Origin of the sequence: Streptomyces sp. NPDC101181 (genome assembly GCF_044767975.1) — a bacterium.
In the GTDB taxonomy this organism is placed as follows: Bacteria; Actinomycetota; Actinomycetes; order Streptomycetales; family Streptomycetaceae; genus Streptomyces.
Genome location: NZ_JBIWOX010000009.1, coordinates 171,379 through 192,734, shown reverse-complemented (window position 1 = coordinate 192,734; position 21,356 = coordinate 171,379). Strand labels below are relative to the sequence as shown.

General features: G+C 75.6%; 8 protein-coding genes (1 of these 8 running past the window's edge). 1 reads left to right on the top strand and 7 read right to left on the bottom strand.

Annotated features, from left to right (window positions below):
* Positions 1-175: 175 nt before the first annotated feature.
* The 4 genes from ACIRRU_RS16005 to ACIRRU_RS15990 form a co-directional block, all read right to left on the bottom strand.
* Positions 176-1,072 carry a sucrase ferredoxin gene (locus tag ACIRRU_RS16005; protein WP_403680553.1) on the bottom strand — a complete coding sequence of 299 codons (897 nt, stop codon included), beginning with the start codon at positions 1,070-1,072 and terminating at the stop codon, positions 176-178.
* Entirely contained in the window at positions 1,069-2,385 is a 1,317-nt protein-coding gene (locus ACIRRU_RS16000) for a cupin domain-containing protein (RefSeq protein ID WP_403680550.1), read from the bottom strand. Before ACIRRU_RS16000 ends, ACIRRU_RS16005 begins: the two co-directional genes overlap by 4 nt.
* Positions 2,382-2,762, bottom strand: a complete 381-nt coding sequence (locus ACIRRU_RS15995) for a BatC protein (RefSeq protein WP_403680547.1) — start codon at positions 2,760-2,762, stop codon at positions 2,382-2,384. Before ACIRRU_RS15995 ends, ACIRRU_RS16000 begins: the two co-directional genes overlap by 4 nt.
* Positions 2,763-2,995: 233 nt before the next feature.
* Positions 2,996-3,460: a MarR family winged helix-turn-helix transcriptional regulator gene (locus ACIRRU_RS15990; protein WP_403680545.1), complete on the bottom strand. Its 465-nt coding sequence runs from the start codon at positions 3,458-3,460 to the stop codon at positions 2,996-2,998.
* 29 nt (positions 3,461-3,489) lie between these two features.
* On the opposite strand from ACIRRU_RS15990, the gene ACIRRU_RS15985 reads away from it, so the two are divergent.
* Positions 3,490-4,554: a GNAT family N-acetyltransferase gene (locus tag ACIRRU_RS15985; RefSeq protein ID WP_403680542.1), complete on the top strand. Its 1,065-nt coding sequence runs from the start codon at positions 3,490-3,492 to the stop codon at positions 4,552-4,554.
* Between the two features lie 121 nt (positions 4,555-4,675).
* On the opposite strand, the gene ACIRRU_RS15980 is transcribed toward ACIRRU_RS15985, so the two are convergent.
* The 3 genes from ACIRRU_RS15980 to ACIRRU_RS15970 form a co-directional block, all read right to left on the bottom strand.
* Positions 4,676-5,323 carry a type VII secretion system-associated protein gene (locus ACIRRU_RS15980; protein WP_403680540.1) on the bottom strand — a complete coding sequence of 216 codons (648 nt, stop codon included), beginning with the start codon at positions 5,321-5,323 and terminating at the stop codon, positions 4,676-4,678.
* Between the two features lie 83 nt (positions 5,324-5,406).
* On the bottom strand, positions 5,407-6,186 hold the full coding sequence (locus ACIRRU_RS15975; protein WP_403680538.1) for a type VII secretion system-associated protein: 780 nt from the start codon (positions 6,184-6,186) through the stop codon (positions 5,407-5,409).
* Positions 6,183-21,356 carry the end of a lonely Cys domain-containing protein gene (locus ACIRRU_RS15970; RefSeq protein WP_403680536.1) on the bottom strand. 20,202 nt of this gene lie beyond the right edge of the window, so only the last 15,174 of its 35,376 coding nucleotides appear in the window; the start codon falls outside the window, past its right edge; the stop codon is at positions 6,183-6,185. The genes ACIRRU_RS15975 and ACIRRU_RS15970 overlap by 4 nt, the downstream gene beginning before the upstream one ends.

Here is a 21,356-nt window from a genome sequence, read left to right as displayed (position 1 = left end):
CGATCTCGGGAACCGGTACGAAGATCACTGGGGCGGACCGCCGGATCCGGGGTGTGCCTGGCACCACCATCGGTGTGGGGGCAGCGCCCTGGACCGCGGCCCGTCCGGCCGCATCGGACCGTACGGGCGCGCGGCACCGGACCGGACGAACGGGGCGGCCGGGTGGACCGGGTGCTCAGGTCGCGCGGATCGACGTCACGTCGTAGACGACGGCCGAACTGTCGGCGGGTCCCCGGCAGGTCAGGCGTCGCGGCGGCGTGCGCCGGGCCCGTACCTCGACGTCGAACACCCTCGGGTCCGGTGCCCGGCCGCTGACGCGGACGCGCCAGCCCCCTTCGTGACGGACTGTTCCGGTCACGTCGTAGGCGTGCCTGCCCGCGGGGCCGAAGCGGCCGAGCACCGCGGCCACGGCCGTCTGCTGCGGCGGGTAGAGGGTGGTGTAACCCCGCAGGTGGTCGGCGTGGATACGGTCGGCCAGGTGCTCCTGGACGACGGTGAGGGCCGATCGGGCGTCCAGGTTGCCGTAGTAGACGCCGTCGGGCACGACGACGACGTTGGCCGCGAATCTGTCGCCGCCCACATGCGTGCACTCCCACACCAGGTCGGGCCAGCGGGTGCTGAGGGCCCCGACCACGGGCCGCCCGCGCACCGCGCAGCAGGTGTCGTGCACACCGTGGGCGCAGACGAGGACGACCGGTGGCAGCCCCGGTTCGCCCGAGGAGCCCAGGGCGGTCACGATCTGCGCGAGGTCCTGGTCGCGGTGCCAGCGGCCCCACTGCTGGCGCGGCGTGCCGGTGCCGTCGTGGCGCAGCACCGCCCACCGGCCGCCGCTGCCGGGGCGGCGGCGTCCGTGCCGCCGGACCAGGAGAATCCGGGCCCGGCTCGCCCTGGCGGCGGCGAGGACCTGGGCCTTCGTGTCCGGGTCGAGCGCGAGGCCCTCGAACCCGTCGGCGGGCCAGCCGCGCCCGTATTCGATGAGAACCCACACCACGCCGTAGGGGGCGGTGCCGACGAAGGCGTCGTCGCGCGCCCGCGCGGCGTCGGCGCAGAGGAACCGGTCCGCTGGAGTCACCGGGCCGCGGGCACCAGGACGCCCGCCCGCAGCAGCCGCCCGGCGAGATCCAGCCCGAGGTCGGCGGCGGTGCGGACCCGGCCGTCGAGCAGCCGGGCGACGGCGGCGAGGTCGGCGGCGGGGAAGTCGAGATAGCCCACGCGCGTGATGAGCCGCGTCCCCTCCAGCCGTGGTTCCAGCGCCTCGCGCAGCCGTAGGGGCGATGCCGGTCCGAGGTTGTCCAAAGCGGTGAGCTGGGCCATCGGCCCCAGCGGTGCCGGGCGGCCCTGGGACCGCTGGGCACGCTGGAACCGCGGGGCGGCGTCGGCCTCCGCGACGGCGGCGAGCAGCCGCTCCCGGACCGCCTCCATCACACCGTCGAGGGCGCGCGGGCCGTCCAGGCCGCTCGCGCCGCGCACGTCGCTCGACCCGTCCACGTGACTCTGCCCGTCGATGCGGCTTGCGCCCTCCAGGTCGCTCGCGGAGTCCGGGCCGGGTGTTCTCAGGGGGAGTGCGCGGCGCATCGACGGGTCGTCCGCCAGCGCCGCGAGGGCGGCCCGGGTCAGCTGCTCGGCCAGGGCGTACCGGGTCCAGGTGTGGACCCCGAGGGTCAGATGGACCGAGACCTCGCCCTGAGCCCGCGCGGAGTGCAGCCAGCCGCGCGGCAGGTAGAGGACGTCGCCGGGACGGAGCATCGTGTCCAGGTGCGGCGTGCCGTGCTCGGCGCGTTCGGCGACGGCCTCGCGGTGATCGGTCCAGGGCTGGTCGCGCAGTGGATCAGGCAGGACGGGCTCGTGGACCACCCATCGCTTGGTCCCCTGGATCTGGAGGACGAAGACGTCGTGCACGTCGTAGTGCGCGTCGAACCCGCGGTTCTGCGGCGGAGTGACGTAGGCGTTCGCCTGCACGGGGTGCCCCAGCTCGGCGCTCAGCCCGGAGACCAGCTCCGCCACGGGCTCCCACGTACGGTGCAGCGCCTGGAGCACGAGCGTCGCGCCGTCGGCGAAGGCACGCCACAGCGCGGTGTCGTCGAGTTGGTCGGAGACGGTGGCTCCCACTCCGGCAGGGGCGGTGAAGGACGACTCGGGGAGCGTGGCGCCGTCCTTGGCGACTCGCAGGAAGGGCGTGCGCAGTCCGCGCCGGGAGATCAGCTCGTCCACGGCGGACGGAGAGAAGACGTCCGAGAAATCGTCGGCTCCGCGGGTCAGCGCCGCCGTACGCGCCCACACGTCACGGGCGAAGGCCTCGCGGCCGAGCCTGGTCAGGCGCGACTCCAGGATTCCGGTTCCGCTGAGGACGCCGGAATCCTGGATCGCTTCACCGGAGACGCTCAAGAGCGATTGCCCGATCCGCCGGCTCCTCCGTCAGCACCGCCGTCGGCTCCCCCGTCGTGAACGCCCGGAGTACCGGCCGCCCCACCGTCCGCAGGACCTTCCGCACCGCCGTCGGCGCCACCGTCCGCTCCCCCGTCGTGAACGCCCGGAGTACCGGCCGCCCCACCGTCCGCAGGTCCCTCCGCACCGCCGTCGGCGCCACCGTCCGCTCCCCCGTCGTGAACGCCCGGAGTACCGGCCGCCCCACCGTCCGCGGGACCCTCCGCACCGCCGTCAGCACCGCCGTCAGCTCCCCCGTCGTGAACGCCCGGGGTACCGGCCGCTCCGCCGTCCGCAGGTCCCTCGTGTCCGCTCGCCTCGTGGTCGGGATGGGTCATCGTTCCTCCTCGGATCGCACCATGGGGACGGTGGCTTTCCGTGTCCGGAACACCAGCCGTCAAGGGTGTTGACGCATGACCGAAATAGGCCGTATTCACCGTATCCCCGCACCTGCAAAAGATCGATTCGGGCGAGCCGAACGTGCGCACACCATCTCGCGTGGCGACGGCGGCACGCCGGTGACCGTCCCACCGGCCACGGCCGACCACCACCGGTCCGCCCGGTCCGCGGCCTACCGGTCCGCGGCGAGCTTCCGGGCGATCCGGTCCAGCGTCGCCAGCTCTTCGGGGTCGAGGCGGTCGACGAAGTGGCGGCGTACGGACGCGACGTGGAGAGGGGCCGCTTCGCGCAGGGTGTTCCAGCCCGTCGGAGTGAGGACGAGGAGGCAGCCACGGCCGTCGGCGGGATCGGGGGCCCGGCGAATGAGCCCGCGCGCCTCCATACGAGAGGCGTGCCGGGACAGACGGCTTCGGGACCAGGTCATCTTGGTCGCCTGTTCGTGGAGCGTGCTGGTGCCCTCCGGGTGTTCGGACAGCGTGCTCAGCACCTCGTAGTCCGGCTCGGACAGCCCCTGGGCGGCGAGGTCGCGCGCGGTGCGGTCCTGCACGGCGGTCACCATGCGCAGGTAGGCACGCCAGGCCCGCTCCTCGTCGGGTGCGAGCCAGTGGGCTGGGGAGTCCGCCTCATTTATTGACATGTAACCAATCTATCGGTAATTTCGTTTCCATGGCAACGAAAAAGCTCCGCGTTCTTGTCCTGGTGTGCAGCACCCGCCCCAACGCACTCGGTCCCGGCATCGGGCAGTGGCTGACCGACGCGCTCGCGCCGACCGCCGAGCAGCTCGGCGTCGACCTCGTGTCCCAGACCATCGGCGACCTGGACCTGCCGTTCCTGGACGAGGAGGAGCACCCGTCGACCGGCGTCCACCACCACGAGCACACCCGCCGCTGGAGCCGGATCGTCGACGGCGCGGACGGATTCGTGATCGTGACGCCGGAGTACAACTACGGCATGCCCGCCACCCTCAAGAACGCCCTGGACTACCTGGGCCCGGAGTGGGCCTGGAAGCCGGTGGGGTTCGTCAGCTACGGCCACACCTCGGCCGGTACCCGCGCCGTCCAGCACGCCAAGCAGGTGGTGACCACCTTGCGCCTGGTGCCCCTGGGGTCGACCGTCGCCCTGCGCATCGCGGACGCGGTGCACGGCGACCGGGTGGACCCCGGCACGCGCCACGCGGAGACCGCGGAAGGTCTCCTGGCGGAACTGGTGCGGGTCGCGCGGGCTCTGGCCCCGATGCGGGAGCGCGAGGACACGGCAGCCGTGGCGGGGCCGCTCCCCGGCTCGTACGCGCGGCAGCTCGGTCCGGACGACGCGGCCGAGGTGACCGTGTTGCAGCGCTGCTGCTGGATGGAGGAAGCGCTCGCCAACGGCACGCTGGACATTCCGGCGCTCCACGAGTCCCCGGACGACGTGGGCGCGTGGCTGGCCGAATGGGACGCGACCGGGCTGTGGCTGGACGGCCGGCTGCTCGGCATGGTGCGTACCCGCCGGGACGGCACCGACCTGCACGTGGGGCGGCTCGCCGTCGCCCCCGACCTGCAGGGCCTGGGCGTGGGGCGCTGGCTGCTGGGGCGGGCCGAGGCGGCCGGGGCGGGCTGCGCCCGCGTCGTGCTGTCCACCGGGGCCGCCAGCCACCGCAACATCGCCCTCTACCAGCGGCAGGGGTACGCCTCGCTGCCCGACGGCCAGGACGATGGTGTGGTGAGCCTGGCCAAGCCGCTCGCGGCCTGAGGTACGACCGGGACGCGACCGGTGCGCCCGGCCTCCGCGGCCGCTGCCGGGGACCGGTGGGGGGAGGCGCCGGGCGGTGAGGGAGTGACCGACCGTCAGCGTCCGTACGGGCGCCGGGCCGTCACTTCGGCGGGCCGCCTTCCTCCGTCGCTTCCGGGGTGTCCCGCCCCTCCTCCCGCTCCGCCGCCAGCGCGAACACGTCCGCCAGGCCGTCCGTGGTCAGCACCATGCTGACCGGGCCCGAGCTGTTGAGGCAGAGGCTGTGGTCGGCCGGGATGCGGGTGAGCAGCTCCACCACCGGGAGGGTCACGGAGGCGAGTTGCCCGAGGCCCTGGAGGTAGCGGGGAGAGGTGTAGACCGGGACCACGGCCGTACCGTCGGGGGCGGACGCGCTCACCGGATCCCCACTCGCCGTGACCGGGACCGCGACCTCGGCGCGGGCCAGGGCGGCGGTGACGTCCTCGGCCGGACCGTAGCCGGTGGTGGCGAGCTGGACGGCCCGGTCCACGTCGTCGGCGGGTTCGGGCCACCCCATCGCTTCCGGCGAGGGGCGGTACTCCTCGTTGTCCTCCCACGCGACGATCTCGCCCGCCGCGTCGGAGCGCCACTGGCCGACCACCGCCCAGTCCGGCGGTGCCCCCTCCCCGTTCCAGGCGGGGTCGGTCAGGTAGAGCCAGTGGTCGGGAGCGAGGCGGGCGGCCTGGACGAACTCCTCGGGCGGTGCGGGGTCCAGAGCGGAGGCGGGGGTGTCCACGCCGGGGTCGGTCATCGTGTCCTCGTTCGCTGATCGCTGTTCGCTGTTCGCTGTTCGCTGGGGATTCGTCGGGGATCGTCGGAGCTCGCTGGGGGCCTTCACCGGGGATCGTCAGATTCCGGATGCCGGTGTTCCGGTCGGTCGGTGAGGGGGCCCGAAGCCGGTCCGTCCGCTGTCTCCTGGCGGCCTGCCGTCTCCCGCCAGCGGGCCCGCAGCTCGTCCGCGCGGACGAGCTGGGACGCCGGGGCGGACGCGCTGAGGAACACCACGTCCCCGCCGGGCGGCAGCCGTTGGAGAAGCTCGGGAAGCGTCATCACGACATGCGCGGGCAGCCGGTCCGCGGCCGCCCGCGGGGACTCCGGGAAGACCGGGAGGGCCCGGACTCCCCCGGGAAGCCGTGTCCACGCCGGGTCGCCGTCACCGGTCACGCAGACGGCCAGCGCCGGGGCTTCGGCGAGGGCCAGGGCCACGTCCTCCTCGGGGCCGTAGCCGGTGGCCGCCAGCTGTACGGCGGCGTCGGCGTCGCTCACCGGAGGGGCCCAGCCGCGTGCGGCGGGTGACGGCCGGTAGTCCGGGTTGGGCTCCCACGCCACGATCTCGCCGTGCGCGTCGCTGCGCCAGCGGCCCAGGACCGCCCAGGGCGGCGGCGACGCGTCGTCGCTCTCCCCCAGCCAGTGCCGGTCGGTCACCGAGAGCCAGTGGTTCGGCGCCTCGCGCCCGGCCGTGACGATGTCGCCGGGCGGCACCGGGAAGTCGGGGTGCCCGACCGAGATCGCTCCGGCCCTGACCGCGCCGGGCGCTGACCCAGGCGCCGATCCGGGCCGTCCCCCGGAGTCGTCACCGTCGGCCGCGGGCACGCCGGGTCCTTCTGCTCTCATCGCTCTCCCTCAGCTGCGCGATCGGTGTCCGCGCGGCGCCCCTGCTGCCGCTCCTGCTCCTGGAGCGCGGCCAGCAGCAGTCTGGCGTGCTCGTCGGGGAACCGCCCCTCGCGGGCGACGTAAGTCCGGAGCTCCTCCTCGGTCAGCGGGAGAACGTCCCAGTAGCGGCCCCAGTTGTTGCTGTAGACCGTGGTCGCCGCGGGGTCGATCTCGTCCAGGGCGTGCTGCGCCCCGGTCATCACCTCGTGGAAGCTGTGGTGACCGACGCCGACCAGGATGCTCACCAGCCCGGAGCGGATCAGGCCCAGGTCCACGGGCACCCCGGCGAGCCGGTTCAGCCTGGCCACGTGGGTGATGATGCGGTAGGCGCTGCCGGACGTGCCCGTCAGCACGAGTCCGCCGGAGTCCTCGGAGCGGGCCTGGAAGTCGGCGGCCATCGGCAGCGTGTGCATCTGACCCGCGGGCGACCAGAGCAGCACACCGTCGCGCACCGCGAGTCGGCGTTCGGCGGGACTGAGCGCGGGCCACACCTCGTGCGGCCGCAGCGGCGTGCGGAGCAGCGCCTCCAGCTCCTCCATCTCCTGGGCCTCGTCCTCGGGGTCGAGCTCCGCCTCCTTGAGTTCGTCCACTTCACGCTCGTACCGCTTCAGCTGCTCGCTGGGGTGCCGGTCGCGGCGCTCGATCCCGATCACCGGGTGCTGCGGTTCGACGCCGCCCATCAGGTAGGGCACGAGGTTGGTGGCGACGCCGTTGAACAGGAACGTGACCCGTTCGCGGAGGTTGCCCGACTCCACCACCCGTACGAGGGTGTCGTACCCCGTGCCGACCGCGCCGCCGTTCACACCGCTGTCATGGCCGAACAGCCGGTAGTCGACTCCGTTGTGCAGCGCGATCGCCCAGAACGCCCGGACCACCTTGGCGAACTCCTGGTTGATCTGGGGGTTCTCCCCCAGGTGGGCTGCCAGCCGCTGTTCGAAGTACAGCGCTTCCTGCGCGTAGCGGACGCGGGCCAGGGCCCAGGCGGGCGCGGGCCGGCTCTCGACCGCGTCGTCGGGCTCCGCGGACGCGTCGGTGCCGGATGCGGCGGGCTGCCGGTGCCCGGCCGGGGTCGGCGTGTCCGTCCGGCCGGCCGGCCGCTCCGGGCCGCTCGGCGGGATGTCGTCGTCGGAGTCGTCGTCCCGGGACAGCAGCGGACGCGGATCGTCATCGTCCGAATCGTCGTCCCGCGACAGCAACGGGCGCGGATCGTCATCGTCGGAGTCGTCGTCCCGCGACAGCAGCGGACGCGGATCGTCATCGTCCGAATCGTCGTCCCGCGACAGCAACGGGCGCGGGTCGTCGTCCGGTTCGGACTCCCCGTCCGTGTCCAGGGACAGGCTGGGGAAGGACTCCAGGACCGGGTCCGCCGCCGGGTCCGTCGGTCCGGCGAAGTCCGCGTCCTCGGTCGGCGCGGGCGGAGCGAAGTGCGGGTTCGGGACGTACGGTCCGACCGGGATGCCGTACGCCATCGGCTGGGCGCCGCGGATGTAGCGGCGTGCCACACCGCCCGGGAAGAGGACTTCCTCCTGGTCCGGGAAGGGCGAGGCCAGCCCCAGGGTGGCGTTGACGTCGATCCCGCCGGGCGCCGCGACGTCGTAGCGCCAGCGGTAGCGGCGGTGCAGCGCGTCGGCTCCCAGCGGGTTGGCGCGTGCGCTGTCGCGGACGTAGTGCCGGTTGGCGGTGGCACTGGCGAAGACGGTGTCGGGGACGAGGCTGCTGCCGCCGTAGACGTGGTCGATGAGATGCACCATCTCGGGGCCGTAGGGCTTGAGCCCCTCGCTGAAGACCCGCTCGGGGCCGTCCGGGCTGAAGCGGTACAGCGGGCCGTCGTGGTCGCGCCACAGGGCGTCGGGCAGCGCCGCCCCCGCCAGGGCCGCGGGGTCGGCCGCGACGGTGGCCGGGTCGACGGGCGGCCTCGGGCTGACCGGCCCGGTGGTGGGCCAGCCGACCGGTACGGGCGGGGGACCGTCCGGGCCCGGCCTCTCGGGCACCGTCAGCAGGCGGGAGGAGGCGACCAGACCGCGGCCGGGGAGGTACCAGTCCCAGGCGGGCCCCTCGCGGTGGACGCGCCCGGACATGTCGGTGACGCCTCCGGCGGACGGCCCGTCCGCGGTGTACTCGCCGCGCAGCCCCAGTGAGGGGATCTCCGCCGCGAAGACGTGGAACTCCGCGTCCTCCTGGCCGAACCCCCAGACGGTGTGCCGGTCGGTGGCCTCGACCACCGGGAAGGCTTCCAGCGTCTCGGCGAACCGCTGGTCGAACCCGCCGTCCGCCGAGTAGGGCAGGGGGTCGTCGGCGGGCGGCGCGGGGGCGGGCTGGTCCGCCATCCAGGCGGCGGGCTCCGCCGGTTCGGGTGTCGACGTCTCCGGTCCTGCCGTGGACGCCTCCGGACCGGGCGTGGGTTCCGCCGGTTCGGCCGTGGACGCTTCCGGCCCGAGCGGGGCCGGGGGCGTGACGAACGGCAGGCGCGGGCGGGTGCGGTGCCAGGCGGTGGGCTCGGAGGCGTCCCGGTCGGGGGACGCCGGGTGCGTCCGCGTGGTGAGCGTGGCGGGGCCGGTCGTCTCGCCCTCGGTGACCCGCAACGGTCCGGCGTGGCTCCAGACGGTCCGGTCGTTCCGCAGCGCGAACTCCTCCAGTTCGGTGTCCGGTCCGGCGCCGGGACCGGACACCGCCAGCACCAGCGGTCGTCGGCCCAGGGCCGTCAGCTCCGGGTCGGCCTCCAGCAGCGCGAAGAACTCCTGGCGGGAGACGTGGACGGTGCCCTCGGGGAGGTGCAGGACGACCGCGCCGGACTCGTCCGTCCCCGCGTGGACGAACCAGGGCGCGGGGTCGCCGTTCTCCACCCAGGGGGCGAACCGGCTGCTGGTCACGTCCGCGTCCTGACCGGTCGGCTCCGGGGGGTCGGCGCTGTCGGTGGGCTCCGTGGTTCCGGCGGGGCCGGAGGTCCGCGCGGGCTCGGCAGGGCCGGTCTCCGCGAGCCGCAGCGGGTCCAGTCCGCGCGTCAGCGCCGCGGCGCCCCAGTTGCGGCCCTGGAGCCTTCCGTCCGGCGTCGTCAGGTGGCTCGCGCCGGTGAACGCGCCCAGCGTCTCCAGGTGGAGGACGGCCAGCGCCCCCGGGTCCCCGGGCCGGTGCCCGGCGGCGGTCGCCCGCTCGGCCAGGGCGTGCAGCCGGGCGTCGGCCGCATCGTCCCAGGGTGCGGAGTCCGGCAGGTGCAGCGACGTGCGCCCCAACTCCTCGCGGTCCGCGGGGGAAAGGGCCGCCAGGTGGGCGGACGCCCCGGCCATCGCCCACAGGGCGCGGGCGCGGTCGCGCGGTCCGATGGCCTCGGCGGGGTCGATGGCCTCGGCGGGGCGTCCCAGTACGGTGCGTACGGCCGCGTCACCGCCCTTGTCGAGCCGATCCAGCGCGGTGCGCAGCGCGGGGGCGTCCCACACCTCGGTCAGGGTGGCGTCGTCCGGTGCGGCCAGGGCGCGGTCGAGGACGGCCTCGTAGGCGGCGGTGGTGGGCGGGGAGCCGTCCGGCGGGGTGGCGAGCAGGTCCCACAGCTCGCGCCGCAGCGGGGTGCGCGGGGCGAGGGCCGGGTCGGCGGCGCGCAGGTTCTCCAGGGCGCCGATGCCCCGGAGCAGCCGCTCGTGGCGGCCGCCGGGCACGTCGCGGTCCGCCTCCACGTCGGGGCCGAAGACCTGGCGCAGCGCACGGACCAGGCGCAGCGCGCGGGGCTCCGGTCCGTCCCAGGCGGCCACGCCCGAGGGGTGGGTGAGGGGGCGTAGGCCCGCCGCCTCGGCGACCTGCTCCGTGGTGTGCACCGGTTCGGGGTGGAACGTCTCCATCCGGGCGAGGGTGCCGTCCGGGGTCGCGGCGAGCAGGCGGACGGTGTCGTTGTAGCCGGTGCGGCCGGTGGCGGCGGTCGTGGTGCGGCCGCTGTGGTTGGCGGCGTGCTGAGCGGTGGGGACCTGTTCCCAAGGGTCCTCGACGGGCGGGGCGGGGCGGGTCAGCGGCTGCTGACGGAGGGGGTCGCCCGCGACGCCCCCGTAGCAGCTGGCGAGGTGCAGTCCGTCCCCGGCCGCGCGGGAGACCACCTCGGGCAGTCCGCCGACGTAGCGTCCGCCGTCTTCCGCGCCGAGCAGCAGCACCCGCCCGTCCCGGTGGACCAGCTTGAGGCCGCCGGGCACCCCGTGGGCGTGGAAGGTGTAGACCGACGCCTCGGGGTCGGGGGCGACCTCCTCGGAGCCGACCTCCTGGTAGGTGTCGTCGACACGGAGCACGTGGGTGCGCTCGCGCATCTCGCGCCAGCGGCGCAGCCTGCGCTCCCGCAGCCGTCCCCGGCCGTCGTCCGGCATCGACTCGCGGCCCTCGAAGCGGTGGTCCGAGCCGACCAGCGGGCGGGTCTCCACATCGCTGTCGCGGAAGCGGATGCCGTCCACGGTGGTCCATTCGCGGTCCTCGGTGGGCGGCTCCGCCCCCTCGGCCGGCGGGTCGAAGGGCACCCAGTCGCCGTAGGGGGCGTTCGGGTCGGCGTCGAGGAGGGTCGGTACGCGCGGCTCCGTGCCCGTGGCGTCGGTCGCGTCGTCGGACTCGTGGTCGGCGGCGGGCTCGCCGGACGGGCTCTCCAGGTAGCCCTCGCCGCTGGGGGCCCAGACCCGGCGGCCCAGTCGGCGGGCCACGGCGTGCGCCAGGCGGCCGTCCTGCGCACCCGCGTAGGGGGCGGCCAGGACCACCGGGACGTCCGGCGGGAGCAGGGCCAGCTCGGGGTCGTCGGCGAGCACGTCGGCGAGCCGGTCCGGGTCGAGCTCGGCTCCGGCGGCGAACAGCTCCTCCTGGCCGCCCTCCGCGGCGATGACGTAGGCCTCGCTCCCCCAGGGTGCCGTCTGTTCGGAGACCTGCGGCAGGTCACCGTGCCGACGACGCAGCCGTACCCGCGTCAGGTCCACGGTCCCCGGTCCGGCCCCGGTCCAGTCGCGGCCCCGGGCCGCGCCCGAGGGATCGGTCAGCCGAGTGGCGTCGGAGAGCAGGAAGGGGGTGATGTCCGACGGGATTGAGGGGCTGTCCGAGGCGGCCTCCGACGTCTCGGAGGACGTGTCCGCGTCCGTGTCCGAGTCGAACTCGGAGTCGGAGTCGGCGGCCGTGTCACGGTCGGGTGCGGGGGCGGGGTCCGTGCCCCGGTTCGTGCCGGGGTCGGCCGGGGACGGCGCGAACGCCCAGACGGGGTCGGGCTCTTCCTGCCGGTCGTCGTGCCCGGCGGTCCGCGGCAGCGGCACCGGGAGCGTGCGCGGGGCGTCCTGGGCGGTGGCGGGGTGCGTGGGGCGGGCCCGCTCCCAGGGCGCGGGTCCGGGGGTGTCGCCGTCGGCGGTGGAGTGCAGGGTGAGGACGGGCTCGCCGGAGTCGTCCGAGGCGGAGAGGTCGGCGGGGAAGCCGGTCCACCACACGGTCCGGCCGAGGCGCTGGGCGAGGCGGTCGGCGGTGCCCTCGGGGTCGGCCGCCGGGCCGGGGAAGGCGAGGACGACCGGCTTGGAGAGGCCGCGGCCGAGCAACAGCGGATCGTGTGCGACGAGTTCGGTGAACTCGCCGAGCGTCACCCGGTACGTCTCGCCCCGCCACGCCACCCGCAGCAGATCCGGGTCGTCCGGGTCCGCGGCGACCTGCACCAGGTAGGGGACGGGGTCCTTGCCGCGGGTCTCGCGGACCCAGGGTGCGTCGTGCGCCCCGGCCGGGGTGCGGAACCGGTTCAGTTCCGCTTCCTGGGGCCGGCTGTCGGTGTAGTCCCGTCCGGTGCCTTCGGCGGAGCCCTGCTTCAGCGTCGTCATGGTCGCGCGGTAGGCGTCCCGCTCCACCAGGCTGTACGCCGCCGCGACGTCCAGGTCCGAGGCGTCGCGGCCGACCGCGAAGGCCCGGGTGAGCACGTCCAGCGCCTCGTCCCGCCGGTCCTCCCCCAGCGGCGACCGCTCGTCGGCGGGCAGGTGGAGCAGCCGGGCGATGAACCGGTCGGGGTCCGCCTCGTGCCGGGAGAGCGTCTCCTCCGCCTTGACCCGGGACCAGAACATCCGCGACATCTCGGCCTCGCCGATCCGGTCGGCGTCCAGGCGCAGGACGGCGGCGGCCTCCTCCTCGACGCCGCCTTCCTGGAGCCAGTCGGCGGCGATCCTGATGTCGGGCAGGGAGACGAAGCCCTCAAGTCCGCTGTCGGGGTCCTGTGCCCAGTGCCGCGCGGCGGCGGCGAGCACCGCGCGGGTGGTCTGCCGGGTCGTGCCGGAGGCGGCCGCCGGGTGGGCGGCGACGACGCGCTGGAGCAGGTCCAGGGTGAAGGGGCCCGCCTCCTCCAGCTCGGGGTCGCCGCGCCACATGTGGTCCAGCGCGGCCACTCCGCGCAGCAGGTCGTCGAAGTCCGGTTCGTCGTCGGCGTACGGGCCGAAGGAGGTACGCAGCGCCCGCACCAGGCGGAGGGTGGCGTCGCGCATCTCCTGCGACACCTCGCCGTCACCGGGGCTCACCCCCGCGGTCACGGCCAGCTCGTCCAGCTCGTCGTCGTCCGGTTCGGGGCGGGCCAGGCCCCAGGCCCGCTGCCGTCCCTGGGCGTCGGCGAACAGGGTCCGGCGGTAGCGGCCGCCGCTTTCCCCGGTGCTCTGGGAGCTGTGGGCGAGGCGGACCCAGCGTCCGGTCTCGTTGGCCACGTGCTGCGCCATGGAGACCGTGCGCAGCGGGTCGGGGACGAACGGGCCGGGGTACGCGTCGGTGCCGTGCCCCGTCGCGGGCAGCGCGCTGCCCCTGGGGGAGCCGCTCCAGCAGACGACCAGGTCGACCCAGTGGTCCTTCGGCAGGGTCGTCAGGCTCTTGCGGCGGCGCAGCCAGGGGCCCGCCTCCCGCTCGTCGACGCTGCGGGTGGAGCCGTCACGCAGGGCGAACACCAGGCGGCCCGGGGAGCCGTGCATGTCCAGCCGGTAGGCCCGGTCCTCGGGGCCCGGGCGGGGCAGGTCGAACTCCGCCGAGTCCTGGTCGGTGGCCGGGTAGTGGTGGACGTAGGCCGTCATGCGGTCCAGGTGCCGGTCGTCCGCCTCGAAGTCCCGGGCGAACTCGGCCGGGTGGTGGGAGGCGCGTCCGATCTGGCGGCCGGTCCGGGCGCTGATGATGGGGCGGCTGACCACGTCGCGGTGCCAGTCCGGTATGTCGCCGTCCGGGTCGGGCGCCAGGCCGGGAACGGTCGGGACCCAGTCCCCGAAGGGCTGGCGGAGGCCGGGGCGGCGGACGACGTTGACGGTGGCGGTCCGGCCGGAGACGGGTGACAGGACGACGTCGCCGCTGCGGGCCCAGACCGTCAGTCCGGTGCGGTCGGCGAGCACCCGCAGGGCCTCCAGGGTGCCGTCCCCGGCGAACGGCACGGCCAGCACGATGGGGGTGCCCGGGGGCAGCGCCTGGCGGGCCACGTCCGCGGCGACCAGCTCCACGAACTCGTCCATGGCCAGCTCGCGTGTCGTGTCGTCCGGCAGCACCGCCTCCACCCGGTCCTGCCCGCCGCGTGCGGCCACCAGGTAGGGGACGGGCCCGTTCGCCCACGGGACGGGGACGGTGGGCACCGTCATCCGGTTCGCGGTCAGCGGCAGGACGTGGCCGCGGGTGGGGTCGATCTCGACGGCGTCCTCGTCGCTCCAGTTCAGTCCGGGCGTGCGCTGTCCTCCCACGGTGAAGTGGTGGTCGCGGTCCGGCGCGGTGACTCCCAGTTCGACGAGGTGGAACGCCGCCAGCGCGGCCACGCCGGTCGCCCGGCCTGCCGCCGTGGCACGGGCGACCAGGGCGAACAGTTCGGCCCTGTCGTCTTGGTCGACGGCGGTGTCCTGGTCCAGGTGCAGCACGCGGCGCGCGATGGCGTCCACGTCGAAGGGACGGTCGCGCAGGGCGCGGTCCCGGCGGCGCAGGGTGTCCAGCTTCTGGACCGCCCGCGCGTCGGGGTTCTCGGTGAGGCCGACGGTGGCCTGGCGGCCCAGCTGGGCGCGGGTGACCTGCTGGAGACCGCCGGAGGCGACCCAGTCGGCGGGGACCTTCGCCAGGGCCTTCACAGCGATCCGGTAGTCCTTGGCGGTCAGCCGGGGTTCGCCGTCGGGGACACCGCGCTGGAGCCGTTCGAGTTCCCGCGTCAGCATCCGGACGAAGCGGGTGCGCGCGGAGGTGGCCCGCCGCATCGCGGGCGGGCCCGAGGCTCCGCCGGCGAGCTGGGCGTCGGCGCCGTAACCCGTGATGTCCACGCGGGGCGGGGTGGCGCCCGCACGCCAGTTGCGCAGTCCGGTGGCGGCGGCCTGGGCGGCGAGCCGGGCGAGGGTCTGCTCGCCCTGCGCGGACGGGGTCGTCTCGTCCCGTCCGTACGCGACGAGGGTCCGGCCGGGCAGCGGCGGCAGCGGCCGGACCGGCGCTTCGGGGGCCGGGGCGGTGACGATCGGGGCAGTGGGCACCGGGGCGGCGGGCTGCGGGGCCGAGGTGAACTCGACGCCCTCCATCGCGTCTCCGGCCGAGGAGCGCGCCGCTCCTCGCGTACGGCTCCGCCCGGACTCCGGCGCGGGGACGGTCTCCTCCGCGGCAGGCTGCTCGGTGGCGGGCTGCTCGGCGGCGGGGGCCTGGTCCGGTACGGGGGCGGGCTCCGGCGGCCGTACGGCTTCGGGGGCCCGGGAGGTCCCGGCCCGGGGGGTCTCCGACGGCTTCGCCGTCTCCGGGGTCGCCGACACCTGGGAGGCCGGTGCCGTCGGGGTGTTCCCGAGAGTCGCGGGGATCGGCGGGGCGACGGGGCGCGTGCCCTCCTCGTCGCGGGCCGGGGCGGCGGGGCGGGCCTCCTGCCAGTCGGCGGCCGTCGGGCTGACCAGCCGGGGCAGGGAGTCCAGCAGGGTCGGCATCTGGATGCCTCCCCCGTCCGGGGTGGCCAGCGTCACCGGGAAGGGGCTCCACCACACGCTGCGCCCGAGCCGCTGGGCGGCGGCCTCGGCGACGGCGGCGGCCGGTCCGTCCGTACCCTCCAGGGCCAGCAGGACCGGAGTGGTGAGCGCCTTGCGCCGCAGCACCGGGTCGGCGGCCAGCAGTTCGGCGAATTCGGCGGGCGTGACGCGGTGCGGGGTTCCGCCGAGGTCGACGTCCAGGACGTCGCCGTCGTCGGGGTTGACCGAGGCGCGGACGATGTAAGGGGTGGGCCGGTTCTTGCCGTCGGCGTCCTGGCCCGCCCAGGGCGCGGTCAGCTCGGTGTCCGTCGTCCCGGTCCGCAGCCGGAACCGCTCCAGTTCGGGGAGGAAGGACGAGCGGTCGAGCCAGTCGCGGCCGCCGCCTGCGTCACCGGACAGGTCGACCATCACGCCGGTGGTGGTGAAGGCGCCTTCCGCCTCCAGGGCGTAGGCCCCGGCGACATCGGGGTCGGTCATGTCGCGGCCCGCCGCGAAGCCCCGGGTGAGGAGGGTGCGGGCGCGGTCGCGCAGGGTGTCGTCGATGTCGACGGCGGGGTCCAGCCGCAGGGCGCGGGTGGTGAGCGCGTCCCCGTCCGGTCCGGCCAGCGTCTCCTCGGCCCGGACCCGCGCCCAGAACATTCGGGGCCGGTGGGGGGCGGCGGCGTCGGGGCCGGAGAGGCCGAGCGCGGTGACCGCCGCCGCGTCCACGGCCGCGGTGTCGGCGAGCCACGCGGCGGCCGAGAGCGGCACCGGCAGGTTCACGAACCCGCTGACCGGGGTCTTCGTGCCGCTCCAGGCGCGGGCGGCGTCGGCGAGCACCGCGGCGGTGGTCCTCCGGTCCACCCCGGAGGCGGCGAGCGGGTGGGCGGCGATCACGCGGCGCAGCAGGTCCGGCGAGAAGGGGCCGGTGGGCTGGAGGGCGGGGTCGGCGAACCACATGTTGACGACGGCGGCGGCGCCGCGCAGCAGAGCCGGGAAGTCGTCGGCGTCCTGGACGTCCGGGCCCACGACGAGCTTCAGGGCCCGTACCAGGCGCAGCAGTTCGGACCGGACGGCGGGGGTGGGCGCGCCTTCGAAACCGGCCAGGCCGGCCAGCCGGTCCAGCTCCGCCTCGTCGGGCTCGGGACGGGCGGTCTCCCACCACCAGCGGCGTCCCCGCGGGTCGGTGAAGAGCACGCGCAGCGACTCGTCCTGGTAGCGGCCCGTTCCCTGGAGGGAGTAGGAGGTGCGCACCGTGCGGCCGGTGACGTTCGCCAGGTGCTGGCCCAGGGACAGCGCGTCGTCGGCGAGCGGGTCGGCGGCGAACGGCACCGGGAAGGAGTCGCCGACCTGGGACATGTCCTGGAGGGTGTCGTCGGTCGGGGCTGCCGAGTAGCAGACGACCAGGTCGACCCAGTGGTCCTTGGGCAGCGTGGAGAGGCTCTTGCGCCTGCGCAGCCACTCCCCCGCCTCCTTCCGGTCGGCGGAGCGGGAGCCGCCCGCGACGAGCGGCAGGTCCAGTCGTCCGGGGATCCCGTGCCCGGCGAGGAAGTACGCCTTGTCCTTCGGGCCCGGGTCCGTCATGGGCAGCTTGGCGCTGTAGGTGCCGGTGGCCACGTTGTAGTGGACGTACACCTTCATCTGGTCGAGGTCGGCGAAGGTCTCGCGGGAGCCGACCAGTTCGGCGGGGGCGTGCAGGGTCCGGCCGATCTGGCGTCCGGTGGTGGAGCTGACGATGGGCTGGGTCAGCACGTCCCGGTGCCAGTCGGGGCCGTCGTGCTCCGGGGCGAGCCCGGGGCGCTGCGGGAGCCATGACCCGTCGGGCAGCCCGTCGCGGTGCAGGACGGCGATGGCGTTCGGCGAGGCCGCATCGGGGTGGCGCTGGGCGATGCCGCTGTGGGTCCACACGGTGCGGCCGGTCCGGTCGGCGAGGGCGCGCGGCAGGTCGAGGTAGCGGTCGCCCGACATCGGTACCGCCAGCACGATCGCGGCGTCTTGGGGCAGCGGGTTGCGGGCCAGGTCGGCCGCGACCAGCTCGGCGAACTCCGCCTCGTCCAGCTGCCAGGTGCTGCCGTCCGGCAGCAGGGCGTCCACCCGGTCGTGGCTGCCGTCGGCCAGCACCGGGTAGACCGTGTCGAACATCCAGGGCGCCAGGTCGGACGGGCCCTGGGCGCCGGGCTGTCCGGCGTCGACCCGGTCCACGAAGAAGGTGGTGGCGTCCACGACGTCGGGGCCGGTCCAGTTGAGTCCCGGCACCCGGTTGCCCTGTTCGGCGAGGTGCCGGGCGCGGTCGGGGGCCAGGACGCCCTGTTCCTCCAGGTGGAAGGCGGTGAGGGCGGCGAGGCTGGTGGCGCGGCCCGCGGTGCGGGCCCGCTCGGTCAGGGTGTAGAGGTCCCGGCGCATCTCGGGGTCGACGAGCACCGCCGGGGACAGGTGGAGCACCCGGCGCAGCACCGCGTCCACGTCGAGCGGTCCCCGGCGCAGGGTGGCGGAGGCGGGCCTGCGGTCCGTCCGGCGCAGGGCGTCCAGGGTCTCCACGGCGGCCGCGTGTCCGGGCGAGGCGACGGCGATGGTCGCCTGGTGGCCGAGGTCCGGGTGGCTGATCCGCCGGTCGGGGCCGACGGTGACGCCCTGCGCCGGGACCCGGATGCGGCCCCGGGCGGTGACGGTGATGTCCCCGGCCCGCACGGGCGGCCGCCCGGCGGGCAGGTGGGCCTGGAGGGTGGCGAGCGCGTGGGTCAGTTTCGCGACGAACAGCTCGCGCACGGCCTGCGCCCGCTGGTCGCCGCGTTGCCGGGCGGCGTCGTCGCGGTCGCGGGCGGTGCCCGCGCCGCGTGCGTCGGCGCCGTACCCGGCGATGTCGACGCGCGGCAGCGGTACCCGGTTGCGGCGGTTGCGCAGCGCGGCCGATGCCACCTTGTGGGCCAGCCGCTCCAGTTCGCGTTCGGCTGCGTCGCCGGGGGTGGTGTGCCCGGGGGCGAACGGGACGAGGCTGAGCGGCGGCAGGCTGGTGAGCGGGCGGGCGGGGCTGCCGGTGGGCGCCGCGTACACCGGTGCTCCGGTTCCGGTGTCCACGGCGACGGGGGTCGGCGGGGCCGGGTCCGCGTCGGTCATCTCCTGGTCGCCCGGGTTCTCGTCGGGCAGCCCCGCGTCGAGGGCGGAGAAGTCGAACTCCTCCAGGTCGCCGAGGGCGTCGAAGTCGATGGTGTCCAGGGCGCTGAAGTCCATGCCGTCCAGCGCGTCGAGGTCGACGCCGTCGAGGATCGAGGCGTCGGCGTCCGGCATGTCCAGGTCGGGAAGACCTCCGCCGGGCTCCGACTGGCGGCCGGGGGGCGGCCCGTCGGCGTGTTCCGGGGTCGCCGGGACCGGGGTGGCCGCGGCAGGGCGCGGCGGCAGTCCGAGCCCGGCGCGCAGGGTGTCGGCGAGCTCCGTGGCGGAGCGGGCGGCTTCCGCGGGGCCGGAGTCCGCGGTGAGGAGGAGCGTGGCGACCCGGCGTACCGCGTCCCGGTGGCCGTCGGTGGCGTACCGGGCGTCGGCGAGCACCGGGTGCGGCTGGTGGGGCAGCACGAGGCCGACGGCCGAGGCCCAGGCGCGGGCGGTCTGTTCGTCGTCGGTGCGCTCCGGGGCGGCGGTGGTGACGTCGGCGCGGGCCTGGGCCCACAGCCGTCGCGCCGCTGCGGCGGCCACCGCGTCGAGGGAAGGTGTCGAGGGGCCGGGGCGGTTGAGCAGGACCCGGGTGCGGTCGAGCGGGGTGAGGTCGGCGGCGGGCAGCCGGTTGTCGCCGCGCAGCATCGCCTCGGTGCGCTGTCCCTGGGTGGGGGTGATGCCCGCTTCGCTCAACTCGCCGAGGCTCACGGTCTCCTCGGGGCCCGGTGTGTCGGGGATCGGCGGCAGGTCGGCCTCGGTGATCCGGCCGGCGAGCCACCGGTTGAGTACGGCGTCCCGGGGCACCGCGGGGGGCGGGGCGTCGGGACCGGGGTCGTCGACCGGGTCGGATCGGCGGTCCGCGCCGAGCGGGTCCGCCGGGCTTCCCGTTTCGCGGGCCGTCGTGGCCGGGGCGGCGGACCGGTCGGTGTCCGGGGAGTCGGACGGGCTCGGCGTGTCGCGGTGGCCGGGGGACTGTGCGGCGGGCCGGGGCGTGTTCGTGCTGCCGCCGGGAGTGGTGCGGGTGGTGTTCTGGGGCTCGGTGAGCACGTCCTGGGCGTGTTCGTCGGGGAACCGCCCGTCGCGGGCGACGTGGTCGCGCAGTTCCTGCTCGCTGAGGGGGTGGATGTTCCAGTACCGGCCCCAGTTGTCCCGGTAGTCGAGGGCCGGGTCGTGGCCGGGCACGGTGTCCAGGGCCAGTTGGGCTCCGCGCATCACCTCGTGGAAGGAGTGGTGGCCCGCCGACAGCGACATGGCGATCATCCCGGCCCGGATCAGACCGAGGTCGAGGTCGAGGCCCCACTGGTCGCGCATCCGGGCGGCGTGCACCAGGAAGCGGTAGGTCGAGCCCGCCGTGCCGGTCAGGACGAGGCCGCCCGTGTCCTCGGACGTCCCCTGGAAGCCGGAGTTCATCGCGAGGTCGTAGACGGAGGAGGCGGGCATCCAGGTCAGCCCGAACTCGTTCACGGCGAACGGCCGTTCGGCGCGGCTCAGCGGCGGGTGCACGGCGTCCGGGTCCGTGGGGAGCGCGTGCTGCGCGGTGGCGCGGGCGAGCGCGGCCTGCTTCTCGGCGGTGGAGAGGGTGTCGTCCAGCCTCAGCCGTTCCGCCAGCCGCTCCAGTTCGGAACGTCCCTCGGCCTGGCGGCGGCTCGGCCGCTCCGCCTCGATCTGCGGGTCGGGGGCCTCCCGGCCGCCGAGCATCTCCGGCACCAGGTCGCTGGAGATGCCCTGGAACATGAAGGTCACCAGCTCCCGCAGGTTCCCGGTCCGCAGCACCTGCTGGAGGGCCGGCCTGCTGGTGCCGACCGCTCCGGCCATGCTCGGGTTCTCGCTGCCGAAGGTCGCGAGGGCGCGCGGGTACTGCTGCCGCGCCCGCTCCCAGGCGGCGCGCGCCATCTTCCGGAACTCCTCGGTCACCGCCTCGTGTTCGGCGAGGTGTGCGGCCAGCCGGCGTTCGAAGGCGACGGACTCCTCGGCGTACCGGATGCGCGATCGCACCCAGGCGGGCACCGGCGCTCCCCGGTCGGAGCTGGGCGTCCGGGACCGGCGGCCCTCGCGCGGGGTGGCGCGGCCCGGGGAGGCGGTGCTCCCGGTACGGGAGAGGGGGGCGGGCGAGGTCTCGGCGGCCGGGTCCGTGCCGAAGGGCGGCGGCCCGTCCGCCGCGGGGTCGCCGGACGGGCGGGGCAGGGCCAGGGGTTCGGCGGTGGGCGGCTCCGGCACGGGGGCAGGGCGGGCGGGCGCGGCGGGGACCGGGGCGCGGTGGTCGTCGATGCCGACGTTCACCACCCGCCCGAGGTCCGGGTCGGTGGCGCGGCGGACCCGCTGGGCCTCCACGGTGAGGGTGAAGTCGGAGAGGGTGACGTGCGGGCCGGGCGTCCCCTCCTGGAACGTCCGCAGCAGCCGTACCAGCCGGTCACCGAGGGCCTTGCCCACCGCCGCGGCCCGCTTCTGGCCGCTGGTGCGGGAGCGGTTGCCGTGGCCCGTGACGGTGACGTCGGGCAGGGGCAGGTTGTTGGCCCTGTTCCACAGGCCGGTGCGGGCCAGGTGCAGGGCCAGCGCGTCCAGGCGCTCCCCGGCGTCGTCCGGGAGGGTGTGCTGCTGTTCGGCGAAGCGTACGGTCCGCTGGTCCGGGCGCAGCGCGTGGCCGTGCAGGGCGACCGTGGTCAGCGGGTTGGACACGGCGGGCGAACGCCCCGTCAGCAGAGCCGCGTTGACGGCGTGGGCCGACTCTCCGGGGCGTTGGCTGTAGGCCCGGAGGAACCACTGGTCCTGGGCGGGCGGGACGGCCGCGGCGGACCGGACGGCGTCCCGGGCGCGGCTGCGGGCCAGGTCCACCTCGCGCTGGGCCAGGGCGTGTTCGGGGCGGTCCTCGCCGAAGTACCAGCGGACGTGCTCGGCCTCGTGGACGGCCGCCAGGGCCCGGGCCGCGCGCGCGAAGTCCTCCAGCCGGGCGATCGCGGCCGGGTCCGTGCCCTCGCGCCGGGCGGCACCGGCGCGCTCGCCGGTCTCCCGGGCCAGCTGGAGCAGCTGGTCCTCGTCGTAGCGGTCGAGGTTGTCGTCGACGACCGCGTCGAGCTCCTCCGGGGTCAACTCGGT